At 38.2% G+C, this 18995-nt stretch carries 14 protein-coding genes; 2 read left to right on the forward strand and 12 right to left on the reverse strand.

What is annotated here, in order from left to right:
• Positions 1–326 precede the first annotated feature (326 nt).
• The 10 genes from RCG20_RS09190 to RCG20_RS09235 all read right to left on the reverse strand — a co-directional run bounded on the left by RCG20_RS09190 (position 327) and on the right by RCG20_RS09235 (position 12118).
• Positions 327–1274: a cation diffusion facilitator family transporter gene (locus tag RCG20_RS09190; RefSeq protein ID WP_308183931.1), complete on the reverse strand. Its 948-nt coding sequence runs from the start codon at positions 1272–1274 to the stop codon at positions 327–329.
• Positions 1275–1646: 372 nt separating this feature from the next.
• Positions 1647–2162 carry a signal peptidase I gene (lepB, locus tag RCG20_RS09195; RefSeq protein WP_308183932.1) on the reverse strand — a complete coding sequence of 172 codons (516 nt, stop codon included), beginning with the start codon at positions 2160–2162 and terminating at the stop codon, positions 1647–1649.
• A 68-nt stretch (positions 2163–2230) separates the two neighbouring features.
• The gene (locus RCG20_RS09200) at positions 2231–3013 is read right to left on the reverse strand and encodes a DUF6448 family protein (RefSeq protein WP_308183933.1); all 783 of its coding nucleotides are present in this window, start codon (positions 3011–3013) and stop codon (positions 2231–2233) included.
• 441 nt (positions 3014–3454) lie between these two features.
• Entirely contained in the window at positions 3455–4648 is a 1194-nt protein-coding gene (locus tag RCG20_RS09205; protein WP_308183934.1) for a PDZ domain-containing protein, read from the reverse strand.
• A 702-nt stretch (positions 4649–5350) separates the two neighbouring features.
• Positions 5351–6811, reverse strand: a complete 1461-nt coding sequence (locus RCG20_RS09210) for a S41 family peptidase (RefSeq protein WP_308183935.1) — start codon at positions 6809–6811, stop codon at positions 5351–5353.
• 332 nt (positions 6812–7143) lie between these two features.
• A complete protein-coding gene (locus tag RCG20_RS09215; RefSeq protein ID WP_308183936.1) occupies positions 7144–8424 on the reverse strand; it encodes a murein hydrolase activator EnvC family protein in 1281 nt (426 codons plus the stop codon).
• A 97-nt stretch (positions 8425–8521) separates the two neighbouring features.
• Positions 8522–9415: a permease-like cell division protein FtsX gene (gene ftsX, locus RCG20_RS09220; protein WP_308183937.1), complete on the reverse strand. Its 894-nt coding sequence runs from the start codon at positions 9413–9415 to the stop codon at positions 8522–8524.
• The gene (gene ftsE, locus RCG20_RS09225) at positions 9405–10091 is read right to left on the reverse strand and encodes a cell division ATP-binding protein FtsE (protein ID WP_308183938.1); all 687 of its coding nucleotides are present in this window, start codon (positions 10089–10091) and stop codon (positions 9405–9407) included. Before ftsE ends, ftsX begins: the two co-directional genes overlap by 11 nt.
• Before the next feature lie 756 nt (positions 10092–10847).
• Positions 10848–11201, reverse strand: a complete 354-nt coding sequence (gene cccB, locus RCG20_RS09230) for a cytochrome c551 (protein ID WP_308183939.1) — start codon at positions 11199–11201, stop codon at positions 10848–10850.
• 50 nt (positions 11202–11251) lie between these two features.
• On the reverse strand, positions 11252–12118 hold the full coding sequence (locus tag RCG20_RS09235; RefSeq protein ID WP_308183940.1) for a YitT family protein: 867 nt from the start codon (positions 12116–12118) through the stop codon (positions 11252–11254).
• 393 nt (positions 12119–12511) lie between these two features.
• Here RCG20_RS09235 and RCG20_RS09240 point away from each other — a divergent pair, with 393 nt between their 5' ends.
• The gene (locus RCG20_RS09240) at positions 12512–13021 is read left to right on the forward strand and encodes a hypothetical protein (RefSeq protein ID WP_308183941.1); all 510 of its coding nucleotides are present in this window, start codon (positions 12512–12514) and stop codon (positions 13019–13021) included.
• A gap of 127 nt (positions 13022–13148) precedes the next feature.
• Here the strand turns inward: RCG20_RS09240 and prfB are convergent.
• Positions 13149–14250, reverse strand: a protein-coding gene (gene prfB / locus RCG20_RS09245) for a peptide chain release factor 2 (protein ID WP_308183942.1) whose coding sequence is annotated in 2 segments (ribosomal slippage) — positions 13149–14177 and positions 14179–14250 — 1101 coding nt in all. Because the reading frame shifts where the segments join, the coding sequence is not laid out codon by codon here.
• A gap of 242 nt (positions 14251–14492) precedes the next feature.
• Complete coding sequence (gene secA, locus RCG20_RS09250) at positions 14493–17006, reverse strand: preprotein translocase subunit SecA (protein WP_308183943.1); 2514 nt, start codon at positions 17004–17006, stop codon at positions 14493–14495.
• Between the two features lie 548 nt (positions 17007–17554).
• On the opposite strand from secA, the gene RCG20_RS09255 reads away from it, so the two are divergent.
• Positions 17555–18847 (forward strand): cytochrome c3 family protein, encoded by a 1293-nt coding sequence (locus RCG20_RS09255; protein WP_308183944.1) that lies wholly within the window; start codon positions 17555–17557, stop codon positions 18845–18847.
• The last annotated feature ends 148 nt before the right edge of the window (positions 18848–18995 follow it).

Genomic DNA, 18995 nt, shown 5'->3' on the forward strand with positions numbered 1-18995 from the left:
TCTATTTTTATATGACCCGTAAGAAGTTCAATACTAAAAACCTTTATCAAAACCGGTTGAATTGGTTAATAATATTTGTGTGTTTTTTATCATCATTTTCAATTGCATATTTTATAAAGAAAATGCATTCGCAGGAATTCGATGAATAAATGAATTACTTGTCCAATAATGATAATCAAAGACTACAAATTAGTGATCTGTTTCTTTTGCCTAAAAATCAACAGTTAAAATTCTCATTGCCAACTATTAAAAAAAACACTTAATTTATATCAAGTATCTAAAATGACCTGATACAGGCTAAAACTGTGAGATTAGTAATATCCTTTCTAACTTGAGTAAGCCTGTTTTTTAAGTAACATTCCTTCCCCATATAGTCCGTGGTCATTAATTGCAGGATGTTCAATTTGAATGGTTGAGTGTTCGAGACCATATTTATCTTTTAACAGTCGGTTAATGGTCGAAATAGTACTCAAAGGTTGACTATCTTCACGTATGAATACATGTGCAGTTAAGGAATAGTGGTCTGTTGTAACTGCCCATAGATGCATTTCATGAACATCTACAACACCTTCGACTGTTCTAATATCATGGCGAACCGAATCAAGATCAAATTTTCCTGGTACAGATTCCATCAAAATAAGATAGGATTCATGGATAATTTTTGCACCACCAGTAAAAATGATCCCCCCAATTATCATGCTGATTAAAGGATCAAGGATAGAAAGGCCTGTAAAATAAATTAAAATGGCAGAAATTATAATACCTACAGAGCTTAGTAAGTCCCCTAAAAAGTGCCACAGTGCACTTTTTATATTCAGATTTTCTTCTTCCTTCAAACTTCGACTTAAAACAAAAGTAAGAATAATATTAACTAACAAGCCAATAGAGGCAATAATCAACATCAATTGTAGGTCAACTTCTCTCGGATTCATTACTCGTTTTATTCCCTCAATAAATATTCCTAATGCGATAACTGCCAAAGCAAGCCCGTTGATAAACGAAGCTATAATTTCAAAACGGAGGAAGCCGAACGTGTACTTTTTATTTGGGTTCCGTGTAGCCATATAAATTGCTGTCATACTCATCCCTAAAGCAAGGACATCTGAAATCATGTGAGCAGAATCAGATAAGAGAGCAAGAGAATTGGATAACAAGCCACCAACAATCTCCATAACAGTAAAAAACAGAGTAATAATTAATGTAAACCATAATGTTTTCTTTGATTTATGTTGTTCCTTAACGTGGTTTAGGTGATGATAATCACATTTATTCAATACATTTCCTCCTTACTCATTAAAAACAAATACAATGTGATTATATTGTAAAAAAGAAGCATCGTCAATTTTAATTGAGAATATTTAATTTTAATTGAGAATGAAAATCATAATTATACCCGTTATAATATAGAATTATCATTGTTTAAGGTAAAAATAAATAATAATTATTATCATTTAAATTAGTAAAAGAAATAGAATGCTCTTTTAACAGAAGTGAGCATGAAAAAGAAGATGTGTGAAGGTAACTACCCCAACCATAAAGTGAACTGTTTCAGAAAATAGAGCACCGTTAACAAGTTTAGCTTATCTTAAAGAGCCTAGTCGTAAGAGGTAATTATTTCATTAAAGTAGTTCATTCCTCAAATTCATCTACTTAAGTATAGTTTCTCGATTAAAAGGAAATACAATGAAAACTGCTTTTCCTTTAATATTTTTTTCCGAAATAAACGGATCTTTCCATGAACGACTGTCTAAAGAGTGTTGGCGATAATCTCCTAAAAACAAATATTCCCCATTAGGTACTTTAAACTTTCCAGTTCGATTATCTGGATACTTTATATAGGGTTCGTCTATCTTTCGTCCATTGATAAAAACGGAACCATTTTCTTTAATTTCAACCAAATCATTTGGTAACCCAATCACCCTTTTAACCATTGTTTCTTGAAATTCATTAGAGTGAAAAACTAAAATTTCGCCTCTTTTTATCTTATTAACATTATGAATTCTTGTAGTAATAATTCTGTCATTTGGTTTTATGGTGGGGTACATAGAGCCACTAGGAACTAAAATTTCAAAAAAAAGAAACCTATTAATGACAAATGCCATAATTGCTACAGTAACGATGAAGGGAATCCAATTTTTCAGTGATTTTTTAACTAAATTCATAGCATTACCCCCTTATTTATAAAATGATTCCCCTCCACTTAATTTAGACGGGAGGGGAATTGTCGATTTTATCTTTTTGAATGCTCTTTATGATATTTAACCGCAAAAATTAAAGTTGTAACAAAAAGGATAGCTGCTAAACTCCATGGTATCAACGGTAAAGACTCTGCCCCTTTTTGGTTGTCTTTATCATGGGCTTTTTCACTTACATCAGCGCTAGCATGCTGGTCTCCTTGAGCTGCATGGGCATCCGGCATTTTATGTTCACTATTACCGGCTTCATGGCCTTCTTCTTCACCTTCAGCAAAATGGAAGAAACTAACGTAAGATTCAATATATTCTCTTCCAGCCTTAACATTATTTACATCAAAATTCTTTAAGGAAAGTACTTTATCCAATCGTTTTTGAAGTTCGGGCATTATATCCTTAGGCACAAGCTTTTCTAAAGGTGATAAATTCCCAACTTCAATACTCTTGTCTGCTGCTGCTATTTTTTCATCAATTGGTGTTCCATGAGGTTTTACACCCGTATATGGTGCGCCCTCACCTGCTCTGTGAATTCTTATAAGATTCTCAAATAAATAATTATCAGCGAGCTCCTTGGCTTCAGGACTTAGTGTTCTAACTTTCATTGTGAGATCAAATATCTGAGATATTCCTTTTTCATCATCTGGTTGGACCCACTTTAAAATATAGCTAGGATTATTTAATTCAATTGCTTTATTGGCGTCTGCAACTACAGGCCCATCCATCGTATCGCAATGAGCACTAGCCATCGTAGGTACGATTGCAATAATTGCTAACGCCATTAGAAGCGCCCCAATAAATTTTGGCTTTTTAATTTTTATCACACAAATTTCCTCCTAATAAGATATTACTCAATTTAAATTTTTTGTTTGATTGAGTATGTTTTTATTTTAGAAAACAAATTTGTACTACATAGGGACTATTTGTGAACTTTTTTGTTCATCAGCTTTAAATACAGGCTAAATTAACTAATATTGTTGGTTTGAATAGCCAAACTAGTTTTTCATAATTATTTATTTCAACAGTTCTGATGAGATATACAGATAAACACTCATCATGAAGAGGTTCATTGGTACACATTAATCTTTTCCCTATAATTCACCTCATCCCTCAAACTATAAAGAAGAGGCCTTACATTAAAATGTAAGGCCTCTTCTTTATAATCTAATTTAAATTTAAAGCAATATATAATATTCCGGACAATTATGAAATTCCATTCAGGGAAATTACGAACAAATTCCGGTTAATTATGAAAAATCACACCATTAGCCAATTTTCTCGTCATATTTCTTCTCATCCTGAACAAATAAAATTCCAAGTTCATAATGGTCACCTTCATACAATGCCCGCTGGACGAATCGAACCTCACCATTTGTGTCGAGCACTTCAAGCTTGCAATGGGCTCGGTTTTTTTGCAGGGCCTCATAGAAGAACTTTTCACTTTGAACTACGACTCCATTTACTTTCGTAATCAATTCACCTACCTGCAACGTCATTTTGCTTGCAGGAGAGTCAGGAATAATTCCCAAGATCATAAGTCCATGATTTTTTTTTGAAAAATAAAAGGGTAGTGCCTCATCATTCATTCGCTGCAAGAGTGTTAATATTTCACGGCCTATTACAGCTAATGCGACAACGCCGATGGATACAAGTGGGAACCAGAAACCTGCGACAGAAAGCATCGTAATAAAAATCCCCCATGCAATGACTCGTTTTCCAAGTGTTTGAACACTCTCTTTTGGGAGCATCCCCTGGATTTGCTGCTGAAAGCCAATCGCAAAAGGAACAAGGATCAGGCTATATTTTTCCACTCCTAAATGGAAAACTGGCCACCAATCTAACGGAAGATTCAAAGCATTTCCTGGTATCAGCAAAAATACAGGTACCATCCATAGACGCTTAACCCCGTGCACACCAACAAATTGGCCACGTTTACTTTTGGCCATTTTAGGTGAAGTTCCGAAACTACCATTTTTATAAATAAGAAAGCCCTCTACGATTAAAAGAAGCCCTAATAAAATAGCTATTGAAGGATATACTTTTTCATTGATAGAATGGAAGGCATTTGAAAAAAATGGTATTGGCCAATTCTTTCCGGAAGCAAGAATGATCGTAAAAAATGCTGCCCCAACTGTGTAAGCTGGCGCCATTAGCCTTACCTTTGTGGTTAAACTCCATAACAAAGTAAACGAGGCAATCAACAGGATCGTTGCAAATGGGACTGTTATCCCTGCTGCCAAAACAAATATCGATAGAACGAGGCCAGCAACAATTCCGAGTGGAAACAGCTGTCTAAGCTCGAAATAGGCATCATGCGCCCTAATATGGAAATCCTTACGCTCTCTTTTAACCCGCATAACCCCTAAAATACCGGCAAGGAAAAAAAGGTAATATCCGATTGGATGGAGAAATATTCTGCCTATCCCCTTTAGCAACTCTAAAAGCCATATTTGCACCAAACCCTGCCACCTGCCTCTAATAAAAATTCTAGTAATCTTCTTAAAGATTATTTTACCAAAAAGAGCCTATAAAACCTATTGCTAGTTTTTTGAAAATGGAAATATCATGAGGGGATTGTGGTAGTTGCAGGGTTTGTGGGTTTTTTCTGAGGTCATCGTGGGATTATTTGAGGAGTTGTGGGGTTTTATTCGAACATTTACTGGTTTTAGACGTAGCCTTGGGCTTTTTATACGAACTACAGCCTCCTTTATACGAATCCCACCCTCTTTTATTCGAACTGAACCATTTGTAAAAGATGTACCCGTATTTCCTGGTGATACCTGCTGTTTCCCCAAGTCTCCCCACCAAAATTACTCATTGACCCGCGTAAGCAGGGTCTCTATTTGCGAAAAGACTTAGTTCATTTGCGATAAAGCGGAGTTCATTTGCGAAACAAACATTTAGAGAGGATTAAGGACCATTTTTCATAACCTCTATATTCTTTTGCAAAGTTGATCAAGTTATCTTTTTAATACCCCTTACACGCTTATTAAAATCTGGACTTGCACCTACACCGTTTGGCGTACGGTTTACTGTACAAATTTTATTGATAAATAACCGTAAACTCCTGAAAAAAAGTGACCAGCAAATCAACGTACAATTTGATAGTCACTTTCCATTCATTTTAAAAGTTGCAAATTTCCAGGAGAGTTCCCCTACTTTTACCTCGCCACCAAACTTAATGCCGCCTGTAGCTGCAGGTCATTTTTCTTTTTCTTCATTTCTTTGACAGCTGCTTCTTCCAGCTTCCCTGCTGTTTTGGAGTCGATTTTCCCAGAGGGCTCTAAATCATTTTGTTGTTGGAATCCTTTAACAGCTTGGGTTGTTTCTTCGCTGAAATATCCATCTGTTCGACCTGGAACAAAACCTAATCCTTTTAAAATTTCTTGGGCATTTTTTACCTGCTCATTGTTCATATCTTGTTCAAGTGGTACATCTACTTGGATTGGATGTGTCTGGAAAATTATTGGTTGTTTAATCGCAAGATCCGGCTTAATCCCCTTTTTATGAATCCAATTCCCATCTGGTGTCAGCCATTTAAACAGCGTTAACTTGATATTGCTGCCATCTCCCATTGATATTGCCTGTTGGACAGTACCCTTTCCAAACGAAGTTTCACCAACAAGAGGATAATCTGCGGCTTCTTGCAACGAACCCGCCAAAATTTCCGATGCAGATGCACTTCCTTTATCGATTAAGACAGCTACTGAATAATCCTTTTTCTCGGTTAAATTGGAGAAGTAACGATCCTTTTCCCCGTTTCGATTTTCAATCTGGACAATTGGCTTATCCTTTGTAACGAACTCTTTCAGGATTTCTTCAACCGTCGACAAAAGCCCACCTGGATTCCCGCGGACATCAATGACAAGCCCCTTAATATGATCTGCTTCTAATGATTTAAGTTGCTTTTTAAAATCAGCTGCGGTATCTTCCGAGAACGATGTTAATTCAATATAACCAATCTTTTTGCCATTTTGCTTTTTCACAGAAGAATGAACGGTTTCAAGTGGAATTTCATCACGTTTAACAGCAATCGTTAGCGGTTCTTTTACACTTTTTCGTTGGATATCAAGTTTGACAGTCGTTCCCCTTTTTCCACGAATCTTTAGGGTAGCTTTGGTTAGATCTAGTCCCTCAACACTTTCCCCATTCACTTTTAAAATTTGATCATTAGGCTTTAGACCCGCTTTCTCGGCTGGTGAATTTTTAAACGGAGAAACGATCACAATTTTCCCGTCCACCATGCCTACTTCAGCACCAATTCCTTCAAAGGAAGATTCCAACGTTTGCGTAAATTGCTTGGCCGTTTCTTTATCCATATAGACAGAATACGGATCCTTCAATACGGTAAGCATCCCCTGGATAGCACCTTCTGTAAGCTTATCCCTGTCCACTTTCTCAACATATCTACTTAGAATTAGGTCATAAGCTTGGCTCACCTTTTCAAGGTTTACTGAATCAGTTTGGGCCGAGTTTAACGCTTTATCCTTCTGTTTTACAATTGTTTTTTCTGGGGCAGAATTTCCTACTGATTTCCCTATCCATTGCATGCTTGCATATGTTCCCCCTGCCCCTGTTAGCAGTGAGCCTGTCATCAGCAAGGCAATCCACTTTCGATTCATCGCCATATCCTCCTCAAGTTCATCATTTATTAGTTTGATCCAGCATGACCGTCCCCTTTTTTAAAAGTCATTATTGGGCAGTAAATCCGCAATAATAAAGAGCTCACTTTCCAACTGTGACCCCCGATTAGTAACATATATGTTCAAAATGGACGAGTTATGAGTATTAAAATAACGGAATGAGGCAATCAGGAAAGGAATTTACCGAGTAAGAGCATGTTTAAGGAGGATTTATTTTTAAAAAGAAGGATTTGTTAATTAATATTGTTGATAAAAACGAATGAGCCAAAAAGAAAAACGGAAGAGGCAATTACCTCTTCCGTTTACGTATTTTAAAGTGGCACAATTCCAACTGGATTGATTGCGAAGCGTTTATCCTGCGTCCATGGACCTCTATGAAGTTCAAAATGCAAGTGTTGTCCAGTGGATTCACCCGTACTACCCATGATTCCAATTTGCTGGCCTTTTGAAACAGTTGCCCCTGAACCAACTAAACGTGTTTCCATATGTGCATAAACTGTCGTATAGATCTGACCGTCAATAGATGAGGCAAGGAAAATACAGTTTCCATAGCTGCTAGAATAATAGGAACGGATAACGACACCATCTGCCGCTGCTACAATCGGTACATTTGAGCCATGGCTAGCAATATCGACTCCATAGTGGAACTCACCCCAACGTCCGCCAAAGCCTGAGCTAATATAGCCGGCTGCAGGTCGTGTAAAGTTTCCACTTGAAACATCGGGCGCCTGATCTGCTGACCCGCCATTTCCACCACCATGTGCAGCATGAGCTGCTGCCTCTGCAGCACGCTGTCTTGCCAGTTCTGCCTGGTGTGCTTGTTCCAATTTTATTGCTTTTTGAATGGCTGCTTCTTGGTCTGCTAGAATTTTTTCTTCTTCTTGCAAACTCATTTTATCTTCTTGGACTTTCTTTTCTTGCGCTTGTAATGTTCCGAGCAATTGATCTTTTTCAGCCTTTTGAAAATTCAATTTCTGCTTCATTTTCACTAAGTCGTTTAGCATGCCCTGTAGGCTCACTAATTCCTTTTGAACCAAAGCTTGTTTTGTTTCAAGTTCAAGCTTATCCGCTTCTGCTTGTTTTAAAATATCCTGGTCGGCTTCCATAATGGTTGCAACTGCATTGGCGCGGTCAATGAAATCACTAAAGCTAGAAGATCCCATCAAAACATCTATGTAGTTAACCATGCCCCCATTTTCCTGGTAGTTTCGGACACGGTCCTTCAATAACTCGTTTCTTTTAGTGATCCGTTCTTGGATCACTTTGACTTCCGCCTGAAGCTTTGTAATTTGCATTTTTGTTTCACTAACTTTAACTTCTTTTTCACGAATTTTTGAATTGGTATCACCGATTGAAAGGTCGATTCGTTTCATTTCCTGCTTTACATCTACCTGCTTGCCTTGTATCTGAGTAATCTTTTTATCTGCCTCATTAATAGTAGAATTCAGTCCTGAGCGCTGGCTATGTATTTTATTTTGTTCATGTTTTAGGCTAGAGACGGATGCAGCTTCTGATTTGACAGCAAAGCCGCCAAATAAACTCCCCATTCCTACCGCTGCCGCAACGGTAAGGGTTATGAATGACTTTTTCAAATTTCGATTTCTCCTTTCCACTTTATCTATCTATGTACAGGTAAATCGTTATTCAATAGCTAGAAGGGCTTATAAAAATAAGCCCTCCACAATTACTTTAATTCCTCAAGAATTTTCTTACGGACATGACACTTCCCCAAACCCCGATCAAGGCTCCCATTAAAATAAGAGTGCCTGATACCTGATACATAAATGGTTCAAACGGAAGTATTTGGATAAAATTGCCTTTTAATCTTGGTGCAATATAATCATAGGCATTACTGTAGGCAATTGAGATAAGGATGATAGGTAAAATAGACCCGATAATACCCAGCCATAAGCCTTCCAAAAAGAATGGCCAGCGGATAAAGGAGTTCGTCGCCCCTACTAATCTCATAATCTGGATTTCTCTTCTTCTTGCTATAATGGTAATTTTAATCGTATTGGAAATCAGGAAGATAGCCGTAAATAAGAGGCCAATAATTAAGACAATACCTACATTTCGGCTTGCTTTAATGAACTTGAACAACTTTTCAACCTGACCCTGTCCATATTTAACCTTCGAAGCATAATTCATTTTTTCTATTTTCTTAGCTGCTTTCATCGTATCTGTTGGATTTTTCGTCTTTACAACAAATACATCGTTTAACGGATTGTCCTGTTCAAAAAGCTTAAAAGCTTTTCCTTCTTCACCAAGGCTAGTAATTAGGTTTTTCAATTCTGATTGTTTAGAAGAATACTTGACACTTTTTACTTCCGAGAGAGTTTCTATCTGTTTCTTTAAACTTTCCTGGTCATGTTTATTTGCAGCAACATCGATATGGACTCGGATTTCTACGTCCTGCTCAATGGTTTGTGCCACCTTATTAAGATTCATCATAATAACGAAAAAGACACCGACTAATATTAACGTAACCGTTACAGCACTCACAGAAGCAAATGTCATCCATCCATTTCTGCCAATGCTCTTAAGGCTTTCGCGGGCGTGACGGCCAATTGTTCTAACCTTCATATCCGTAATCACCTCTCTGCTCATCACGAGCAATTTTCCCACTTTCAATTGCAATAACGCGATGTTTAATTGTATTAACTATTTCTTTGTTATGGGTAGCCATAACAATCGTTGTTCCTCTTGTATTAATCTCTTCAAAAATATTCATGATTTCCCATGATGTTTCTGGATCAAGGTTACCTGTAGGCTCATCAGCAATGACTACCTTTGGAGAGTTAACAATTGAGCGGGCAATAGAAACACGCTGCTGCTCACCACCTGAAAGCTCAGTCGGGAGCATTCTAGCCTTATGCTTTAAATTAACGAGATCGAGAACTTCCATTACTCGTTTTTTTATATATTTAGGTTGGGCTTCAATAACCTCTAACGCAAACGCAATATTTTCAAAAACAGTTAACGTCGGTAGAAGCTTGAAATCTTGGAAAACCACACCTAGATTCCGCCTGAAAAGTGGAACCTTTTTCATTTTTAATTTTGCTAGATTAACACCGTTCATTGTAATTGTTCCTGAAGTTGGTGCTTCTTCGCGATACATCATTTTGATAAAAGTTGATTTCCCAGCACCACTCGGCCCAACTACATAAACAAATTCACCTTGTTCGATCTTAACATCTAACCCATTAATGGCTGTAACACCATTCGGGTATTTCTTGTAAACTCCCTGCATTTCTATCATAAATACCACCTAATAGTTTGAGTTATCTTTATTAGAAAATTCGACAATATTCAGTTCTTGGAAAAAATCCCTACGACAATCTGCACGGTTTCTCGCACTAATTCATTATAACACCATAAACCGACAAAAGGCGTGGAAAAAATATTACAGTTTCTTTTCAAGATAGACAAAATTCACCAAAATCCTACTTTATTATGGTTTGCAGATTCCGACATTTCCTATAATTGTTAGATTAAGCAAAATTGTACTAGCGATTTTGAATGAGGATATTAAGTTTATTTTATGGTAAGTGGTATTTCCGTAGTTTTTTTTGCTAAAAAGGGAATTCTAAAGCGAATATATAAATAAGGGGAAAAATAAGTGATTCCGAGTGGCGTTAACAGACATTATTGTTTAACAGAGCCTTTTTTAAAGTAGTACTAACGGCCATCATTACGCGAGTGCCCAAGAAACCAACGAAAATAAAATAAGCGGAGATTTTTCGGTTAAATGCAGAATGGAGACCGTTTTCGGGGTGTATAAGCGTAGATTTTCCGGTTACGCAATGCAAAGTCCCCGATTTTCGCGGTTTTTGAGTCAATAGGCGGAAACTCTCCGTCTATTCAAGCTATTTTTAATCCAATTTTCTAATTAAGAGAAATTTTTCCGTCTATTAAGAATTGGGACAGGTATCAAATATCAACATTTACCTTTAACAGGGCCATCAAAATAAAAAAAACGCTCTGCAGTGAACAGAACGTTTTTCTAATGTTTTACTTATTTCTTAGCAGCTAACCAAGTAGCAACCTTGTCAGCGTCATCGCCAGAGATTAAGCCGGCAGGCATACCGCCTTCTTTACCATTTTTAAGAATGCCTAAGATTTGATCTTTTGAGTATTTAGAACCAACCTTTTGTAGGTTTGGTCCCACCGCACCTTGAAGATTATCCCCATGACAGCTAGAGCATTTTTGTGACACAATCTTTTGAGCATCCCCTGCTGAAGCTGTTTCCGTAGTGGTGGTTTTTTCCTTACTTGTATCCTTCTTTGATGTATCAGAGGCACCACCACAGGCCGCAAGCCCCATTACAAGGGTAGTTCCCATAAGTAATGCTAGTAACTTTTTCTTCATAATTATTCTCCTTTCAGAAAAAAATTCCATCAGTTATTAGTATATCTAAATTACGCTCGTTTAAAACCCTCACCATGTACTTCTGCAGCATCCATAACAATCACAAACGCAGTTGGGTCAATGGATTTGACTAATTGTTTCAATTTTGTGAACTCTGTTTGATCGAATACACACATAAGAATAGGTCGTTCATTGTCAGTAAATCCGCCATATGCTGATAGTTTTGTCACACCACGGTCAATTTGATTCAAAATTCCTGACCGAACTTCATCCTGTTTACTAGTAATGATCATAGCCATTTTTGAACGACCAAACCCTACCTGTACGAGATCTATTGTTTTGCTTGTCACATACAAAGAAATTAACGCATACAAACCTCTCTCAATATCAAATACGAGTGCTGCCGTGATCACAATCAGCCCATCGATGAGGACAACACATGTCCCAAGTGTAAATCCTGCATATTTATGGATGATTTGCGCAGCAAGATCAGTTCCTCCTGTTGACGCCTTGCCTCTAAAAACAATTCCTAAGCCAAGTCCTACCCCGATTCCACCATAAAGTGATGCCAACAAAGCATTATGCGTCCATGGATCGATACTTTTTGTAAAAAAGACAACTAATGGCAAAAAGATCGTTCCAACTAACGTCTTAGCCCCAAATTGTTTTCCTAGAAAAATAATACCTGCAATAAATAACGGTATGTTAAAGGCCCACTGAACAAAGGCAGGCTCCCAACCTACAGTCGTGTGCAAAATCGTACTAATCCCACTTACCCCACCTGAGGCAATTTTATTTGGAAGCAAAAAAACATTAAATGAAAAACCAATAATAGCTGACCCCAATAATATGTATAAGTACTCTACCGCCAATTCCGCCTTTGGATGCTGGATTGGTAGCTCCAGTGTTTTTTTCATACAACAATTCCCCTTAATTTTCTAATTCTCAATGACATTTTTAATTTACCGACAGTGAGTATAGCACGCTCATAATTTGCTGTAAATACCAATCAGTTGCCGCATTAAAGGAATGAATTTGGCTTAGTTTCTGTAATTTAAGGTGATTTCATGAGTAGAGCAAGAAAAACATTGCAATTCATTTTTACGAATATCTGATTAGTTGCCTTTTTACAACCGATTTTGCCTGTTGAGGCGCAGTTCCGGTGATCGTTGTTACTGCGACCCCTCAATTTTTCTGTTGGCGGGCACAAAGTGTGTTTCTCTGATTCCCGCTACCTTCCTTATCGGCCAAACAGAGTTGATTTTGTCCCACCTTTCCATGCTATAATTGTCGAAAAGGAGGTGAAAAAATTGGAAGAGCTGTTAAAGCAAATGATGGGGCAAATGAATAAGCAGTTTGAAAAAATCGACCACCGATTTGAACAGATCGATCAACAGTTTGAAAAAATTGACCACCGATTTGAAAAGATTGACCAGCAGTTTAACCGGATCGATCAGCGGTTTGAAAAGGTTGACCAACAATTTGAAAAAATCGATCAGCAGTTTGATCGGATCCATCAACGGTTTGAAAAGGTTGACCAGCAATTTGAAAAAATTGATCAGCGCTTTGATAAGGTTGACCAGCAGTTTGACAGGATCGATCAACGGTTCGACATTGTTGAGGTTAGGCTCGATGCAGTCGAGACAAGTATTGTATCTCTTAGAAAGACCGTTGAAAATAACGCGACCGAGTTTAGGAGCCATTTTAATCGTATTGAGGAAAAATTGGACGGGCATGATAAGATGTTTGAAATTATTGCAGATGAAATGAAATTTGACCTTAAACCACTTCGAAAGAAAATCGGCATTGACAAAAATTAAGCAAAACTAACAAGAATCACTTTAACCACAAAACACCTCTTAGTTATATCGCACCACCCACCACATCTCGGCAAACACATTCCAAAAAAATAAGCCTTTGCCGACTAATTTGGCAAAGGCTACTTTATTATTGTATTCTTGATCTCAAATAGGCATCAATAAACGGATCCAGTTCCCCGTCCATGACCGCATGCACATTTCCGATTTCCGTATTTGTACGGTGGTCCTTCACCATTGAATACGGGTGGAAAACGTAAGAACGGATTTGGCTACCCCATCCGATTTCCTTTTGTTCCCCGCGAATTTCTAAAAGCCGCTTCTCTTTTTCTTCAATTTCCCGTTGATACAACTTTGACTTAAGCATTTTCATTGCATGCTCACGGTTTTTAATCTGTGAACGTTCGCTCTGGCACGTAACAACGATTCCCGTTGGAATGTGGGTAATTCGTATAGCCGAATCAGTTTTGTTAATATGCTGTCCACCTGCACCACTAGCTCGGTACGTATCCACTTTTAGATCTTCCGAGCGGATATCGATTTCAATTTCATCATTAAATTCAGGCATTACTTCACACGATACGAACGAAGTATGACGGCGACCTGAAGCATCAAAAGGTGAAATTCGAACAAGGCGGTGCACTCCTTTTTCCGCTTTTAAATAGCCGTATGCGTTGTGGCCCCTAATCCCCAAAGTGACACTTTTAATACCAGCTTCATCACCTGCTAAGTAATCCAAGGTCTCCACTTTGAAGCCGCGCTTCTCTGCCCAGCGTGTATACATGCGAAGCAGCATCGAACCCCAGTCCTGTGACTCTGTTCCGCCAGCCCCAGGATGTAACTCTAATATTGCATTATTTTTATCATATGGCTCGCTTAAAAGCTGCTCTAATTCAAATTGATCAAGGCGTGCAGTCAATTGAAGGAGCTCATCCTCTAACTCCGCCTGTAACTCAGCATCGCTTTCCTCTTTGACAAGCTCATATGTTAATTCAAGATTTTCAAACGTTTCAAACATATCATAAAAAACATGTACTTGATCTTTTAAAGCATTTGATTCACTGATGACCATCTGTGCAGCATTTTGGTCATTCCAGAAATCAGGATGCTGCATCTCATCATCCAAGCTCGCAATCTTTGCCTCTTTATTTTCTAGGTCAAAGAGACCCCCTAAAGCCCGCTAAACGTTTAGCTGTTTTTTCAAGTTCATTCCGAATCTCTGCTAATTCCATATTATTCACCTCTGGTAAAATTAAAAAGCTTTTTCCGTAGTATATTCATTCATCATTTGTTAGTCCTAATCCATTATAACGAAACAGTGCGTCGAAATTCAAAGTTTGGGACATTTATATATTTACTGTAGTAAATTTCGGAACCCTCTGGTAAACCACTATTGTAAAAAAACACATCCTGCCACCAATCCCAAACAAAAAGAAAACCGGCACACAAGCCGGTCCTCCAATCCATTCAAAAATTATTTCCCTGCCCCATGACAGTTTTTGTATTTCTTGCCGCTTCCACAGCTACATGGATCGTTGCGGCCGATGGTGTCTTTTTTCACAACTGGCTTTTTCTTGACTGTTTCGCCGTCTTCTTTCGGGTTCACCGCTTCACCTTTGGCCACTTCTTGGCGCTCAAGGTTGTTGCGGATTTCAGCCTTCATGATGTACAACGATGCTTCTTCTTCAATCGAGGTAATCATTGATTCGAACATAGCGAAGCCTTCATGCTGGTATTCACGAAGCGGATCTGTTTGTCCGTATGCGCGCAAGTGGATGCCGTCGCGGAGCTGGTCCATGGTATCAATATGATCAATCCATTTAGAATCGACGGAACGAAGCACAATAACTTTTTCAAATTCACGCATTTGTTCTGATGAAAGTACATGTTCTTTTTCATCGTAACGTTCTTTTACTTTTGCAAAAATAGTGTCCGTAATTTCCTCTGGATCCTTGCCCTTTAGATCGTCGACGTTAATATCGCCTTCACGAAGGAGAGTTGCATGAGTGAAATCGACAATTGCTGGCAGATTCCATTCTTCTTCATCCTCATTCCTTGAGGCATGTGCATCAACATTGCGTCCAATCGTGCCGATAATCATTTTTTCAACAATCTCACGAAGGTTTTCAGACTCGAGTACCTCGTCGCGCTGTTTGTAAATAATTTCGCGCTGCTGGCGAAGAACATCGTCATATTGCAAGAGTTGCTTACGAGCATCGAAGTTGTTACCCTCAACACGTTTTTGCGCAGATTCAACCGCTTTTGATACCATTTTACTTTGGATTGGCTGGGTATCATCCATTCCCAAACGCTCCATCATTGATTTCATGTTGTCAGAACCGAAGCGGCGCATCAATTCATCTTCCATAGATAGATAAAATTGTGTTACCCCTGGGTCCCCTTGACGTCCAGAACGTCCACGGAGCTGGTTATCGATCCGTCGACTTTCATGGCGCTCAGTACCGATAACAGCAAGCCCGCCTACATCGGTTACACCTTGACCAAGCTTGATATCTGTACCACGACCGGCCATGTTGGTAGCAATCGTAACAGAACCAGGTTGCCCGGCTTCAGCGATGATTTCTGCTTCACGTCCATGGTTTTTCGCGTTCAAGACATTATGGCGAATCCCTTTTTTCGTTAAATATTTTGAGATCAATTCGGATGTTTCAATCGCAACTGTACCAACAAGGACTGGTTGACCATTTTTATTACGTTCTGCGATATCTTCGACAACGGCTCTAAATTTACCATCCATCGAAGAGTAAATTAAATCGGGACGGTCATCACGGATAATCGGCATATTCGTTGGAATCACGATAACATTCATGTTATAGATATTACGGAATTCTTCTTCTTCCGTTTTAGCTGTACCAGTCATACCAGATAATTTTTTATACATACGGAAGTAGTTCTGGAACGTGATCGTTGCCATCGTCATACTTTCGTTTTGAACATCAAGGCCTTCTTTTGCCTCAATTGCTTGGTGCAAACCTTCACTGTAGCGGCGGCCCTTCATCAAACGTCCAGTAAACTGGTCAACGATGATAATTTCGCCTTCCTGCACAACGTAGTCGACATCGAGATGCATGCTGACATTGGCCTTCAACGCTTGGTTAATATGATGGTTTAATGAAACATGTGACATATCAAAAAGATTATCAATACCAAATGCACGCTCAGCCTTGGTAATCCCTTGCTCCGTCAGCATAACACCTTTTGTTTTTTCATCATACGTATAGTCCTGTTCCTTTGTAAGGGTGCGGACAAACGCATTTGCCTGAATATAAAGTGTGGTCGATTTTTCAGCAGTACCCGAAATAATCAACGGTGTACGCGCTTCGTCGATTAGAATCGAGTCAACCTCGTCAATTACTGCAAAAAAGAGCGGGCGTTGTACCTTTTGTTCCTTATATAAGACCATGTTGTCACGTAAATAATCAAAACCGAATTCGTTGTTCGTACCATAGGTAATATCCTGTGCGTATGCTTCCTGCTTTTCTTCCTTTGTCATGCTGTTTAAATTCAAGCCAACTGTTAGGCCTAAAAATTGATACAGCTCACCCATTTCAGTTGCGTCACGGCTTGCCAAATATTCATTGACAGTAACAACGTGAACACCTTTTCCAGAAATGGCATTCAGATAAACGGGCATTGTCGCTGTTAGCGTTTTACCTTCACCCGTTTTCATCTCGGAAATGTTACCTTCATGGAGTGAAACACCCCCCATTAGCTGAACATGGTACGGATACAAGCCAAGTACACGGCGCGAACCTTCGCGGACAACCGCAAATGCCTCAGGGAGCAAGTCGTCAAGTGTTTCCCCTTTTTGATAGCGTTCTTTAAACTCTTCTGTTTTTTCACGAAGCTGGTCATCTGTTAATTTTTCTGTTTCAGCCGCAAGTGCATCCACTTGATCAGCAAGCTTTTCCAAGCGCTTTAATTCACGTTTGTTCAAATCAAATACTTTATTTAAAATCCCAATCACGATGAACGCTCCTTTTTATCGAGACTTTCTAAGAAAAGCGCAAGCTCCCCGCCAACGCATGCGGTCCTAATTTTTGACTTCACCAAAGGACCAAAACGATTTAGGGTGGACTGGGGGCTAAAGCTAAACAATTCTCAAAGTTCAAGATTTAAATTCTAATAAAAAACTCTTCAATGAAAAAAGATTCGCTTTTTAAAGGCAGAATCCTCTCATAATCATTCGATAATTTCTTTAACCATCTTACCACTTCCGCTATACAGTGACAACATTTGCAAAAAGCAGGAGCAAACTATGGCGAAAATGATTATTTTAAAATCTATGAAAAATTAATTGAAAAATAGTTTCACTAAAAAACTGAGGAAACCTATACATAATCCGCAAAAATAGGTACTTAAAACAGTTCCTATCATACTAACATTTTTAACAAAACTTTTACAAATCAAACTTAATTGGCAAAATAATATTCAACATTAGTACAAGCTATCAGTCATATAGTAATTATAGTATGAATTTTCTTTTACAAACCCTATTCAGAAAGGGGGAGAAAATTGCGCAGACTCTGGCGAAAGCCCAGTAAAATAGATTGGAAAAATCCAGTTAACAAGTGGAAACTACTTATCGGTGTTCTAGTGGGGTTAATGGTTGTTTTTGGTAGTGGATACGGAGTTCTATCTTTTACAAATTCGTCAATATTTTGTGCCAGTTGTCATGAAATGGCACCAGAATACGCAACCTACACAGCCAGCACTCATAATCGGATCAGCTGTGTTCAGTGTCACATCAAGCCTGGATTCACCAATGTGATCACACACAAAATAAATTCCATGAAAGAAGTATATTATCATGTTACCAACGTGCCAGGACAAATAGTGCAAACAGAAAAAGAAGTAATTACAAATCAAAACTGTTTACGGTGCCATTCGAAAAATCGCCTAGTCACAGCATCTGGGGACTTGAAGGTTAACCATAATGGCCATATTGAAAAAAATATCCCCTGTATCACCTGTCACTCTGGTGTTGTACATTCGAAAATGGCTGCTCGCGGGCTAAACATAAATGAATATTTAGGATACTGGACAAAAGCAAATACGAAAAAAGTAATAGCAGAGAAATATTTACGACCCAGTATGGGAATATGTATCGATTGTCACATTAAAGTAAACAAAGGAGAAAAACCTTGGAAAGATATAGCGTACAGCGTACCATCCAATCCAGAAAAGGTGAAAAAGGAAAACAATAGTTTGGCTGAAGTCTCACTTACAGAAGTGGCAGAAAGCAAGGATTTAGAAATAGAAAAAGACCAAGAAACACAACGAATCGTTTTCCAAACAATCGCCAAGCAAAAAACAAATGTCAAATTATCAATGAAATGCAAAACCTGCCACAAAAAAATAAATGTGCCTAACTCACATAAAAATAATGATTGGGGCTTTAACCATGGCAGTAACATTGCTATAAAAAGGTTAGAGCAATGCCTTAACTGCCACCAGGATTCTAATTGGATAAATAAAATACAAAAAGCCGATATCGTTTCATTATTTATTATGGATAACCAAAAAGTGAAAAATAAAACAAACTTAATAAATCAAGTCAGAAACAATCAATTTTGCAGCAGTTGTCATACCACCTACCCACCTAGCCATGCTAGTGGTGGTCTATGGATCGAGGGCCATGCTTGGGCGTCAAATAATGATGAAGATAAATTGAAATGCTATGTTTGCCATAACAATAAAAAAATGCAAATTGGAAAAAGATATACCAAAGCTCCCTCCGATTTATATTGTGAATACTGTCACAAAAATGGGTTCAGTGGAATTCTAAATGGGAGAATTGGAGATTAGCTACATTTAATGGGCTTTTCGTAAATATTATTGTTTTTTAACCTCCTTTTTGTTTTTTGAGATATTTACTACCGAAAAGTTACAATGTTCTGATGAAAATTCAATGATATTAATGAAAGATGCGTTCTTACTGCAAAAAAAGGGATAT

Source organism: Neobacillus sp. PS3-40 (assembly GCF_030915485.1).
Taxonomy (GTDB): Bacteria; Bacillota; Bacilli; order Bacillales; family Cytobacillaceae; genus JAUZPL01.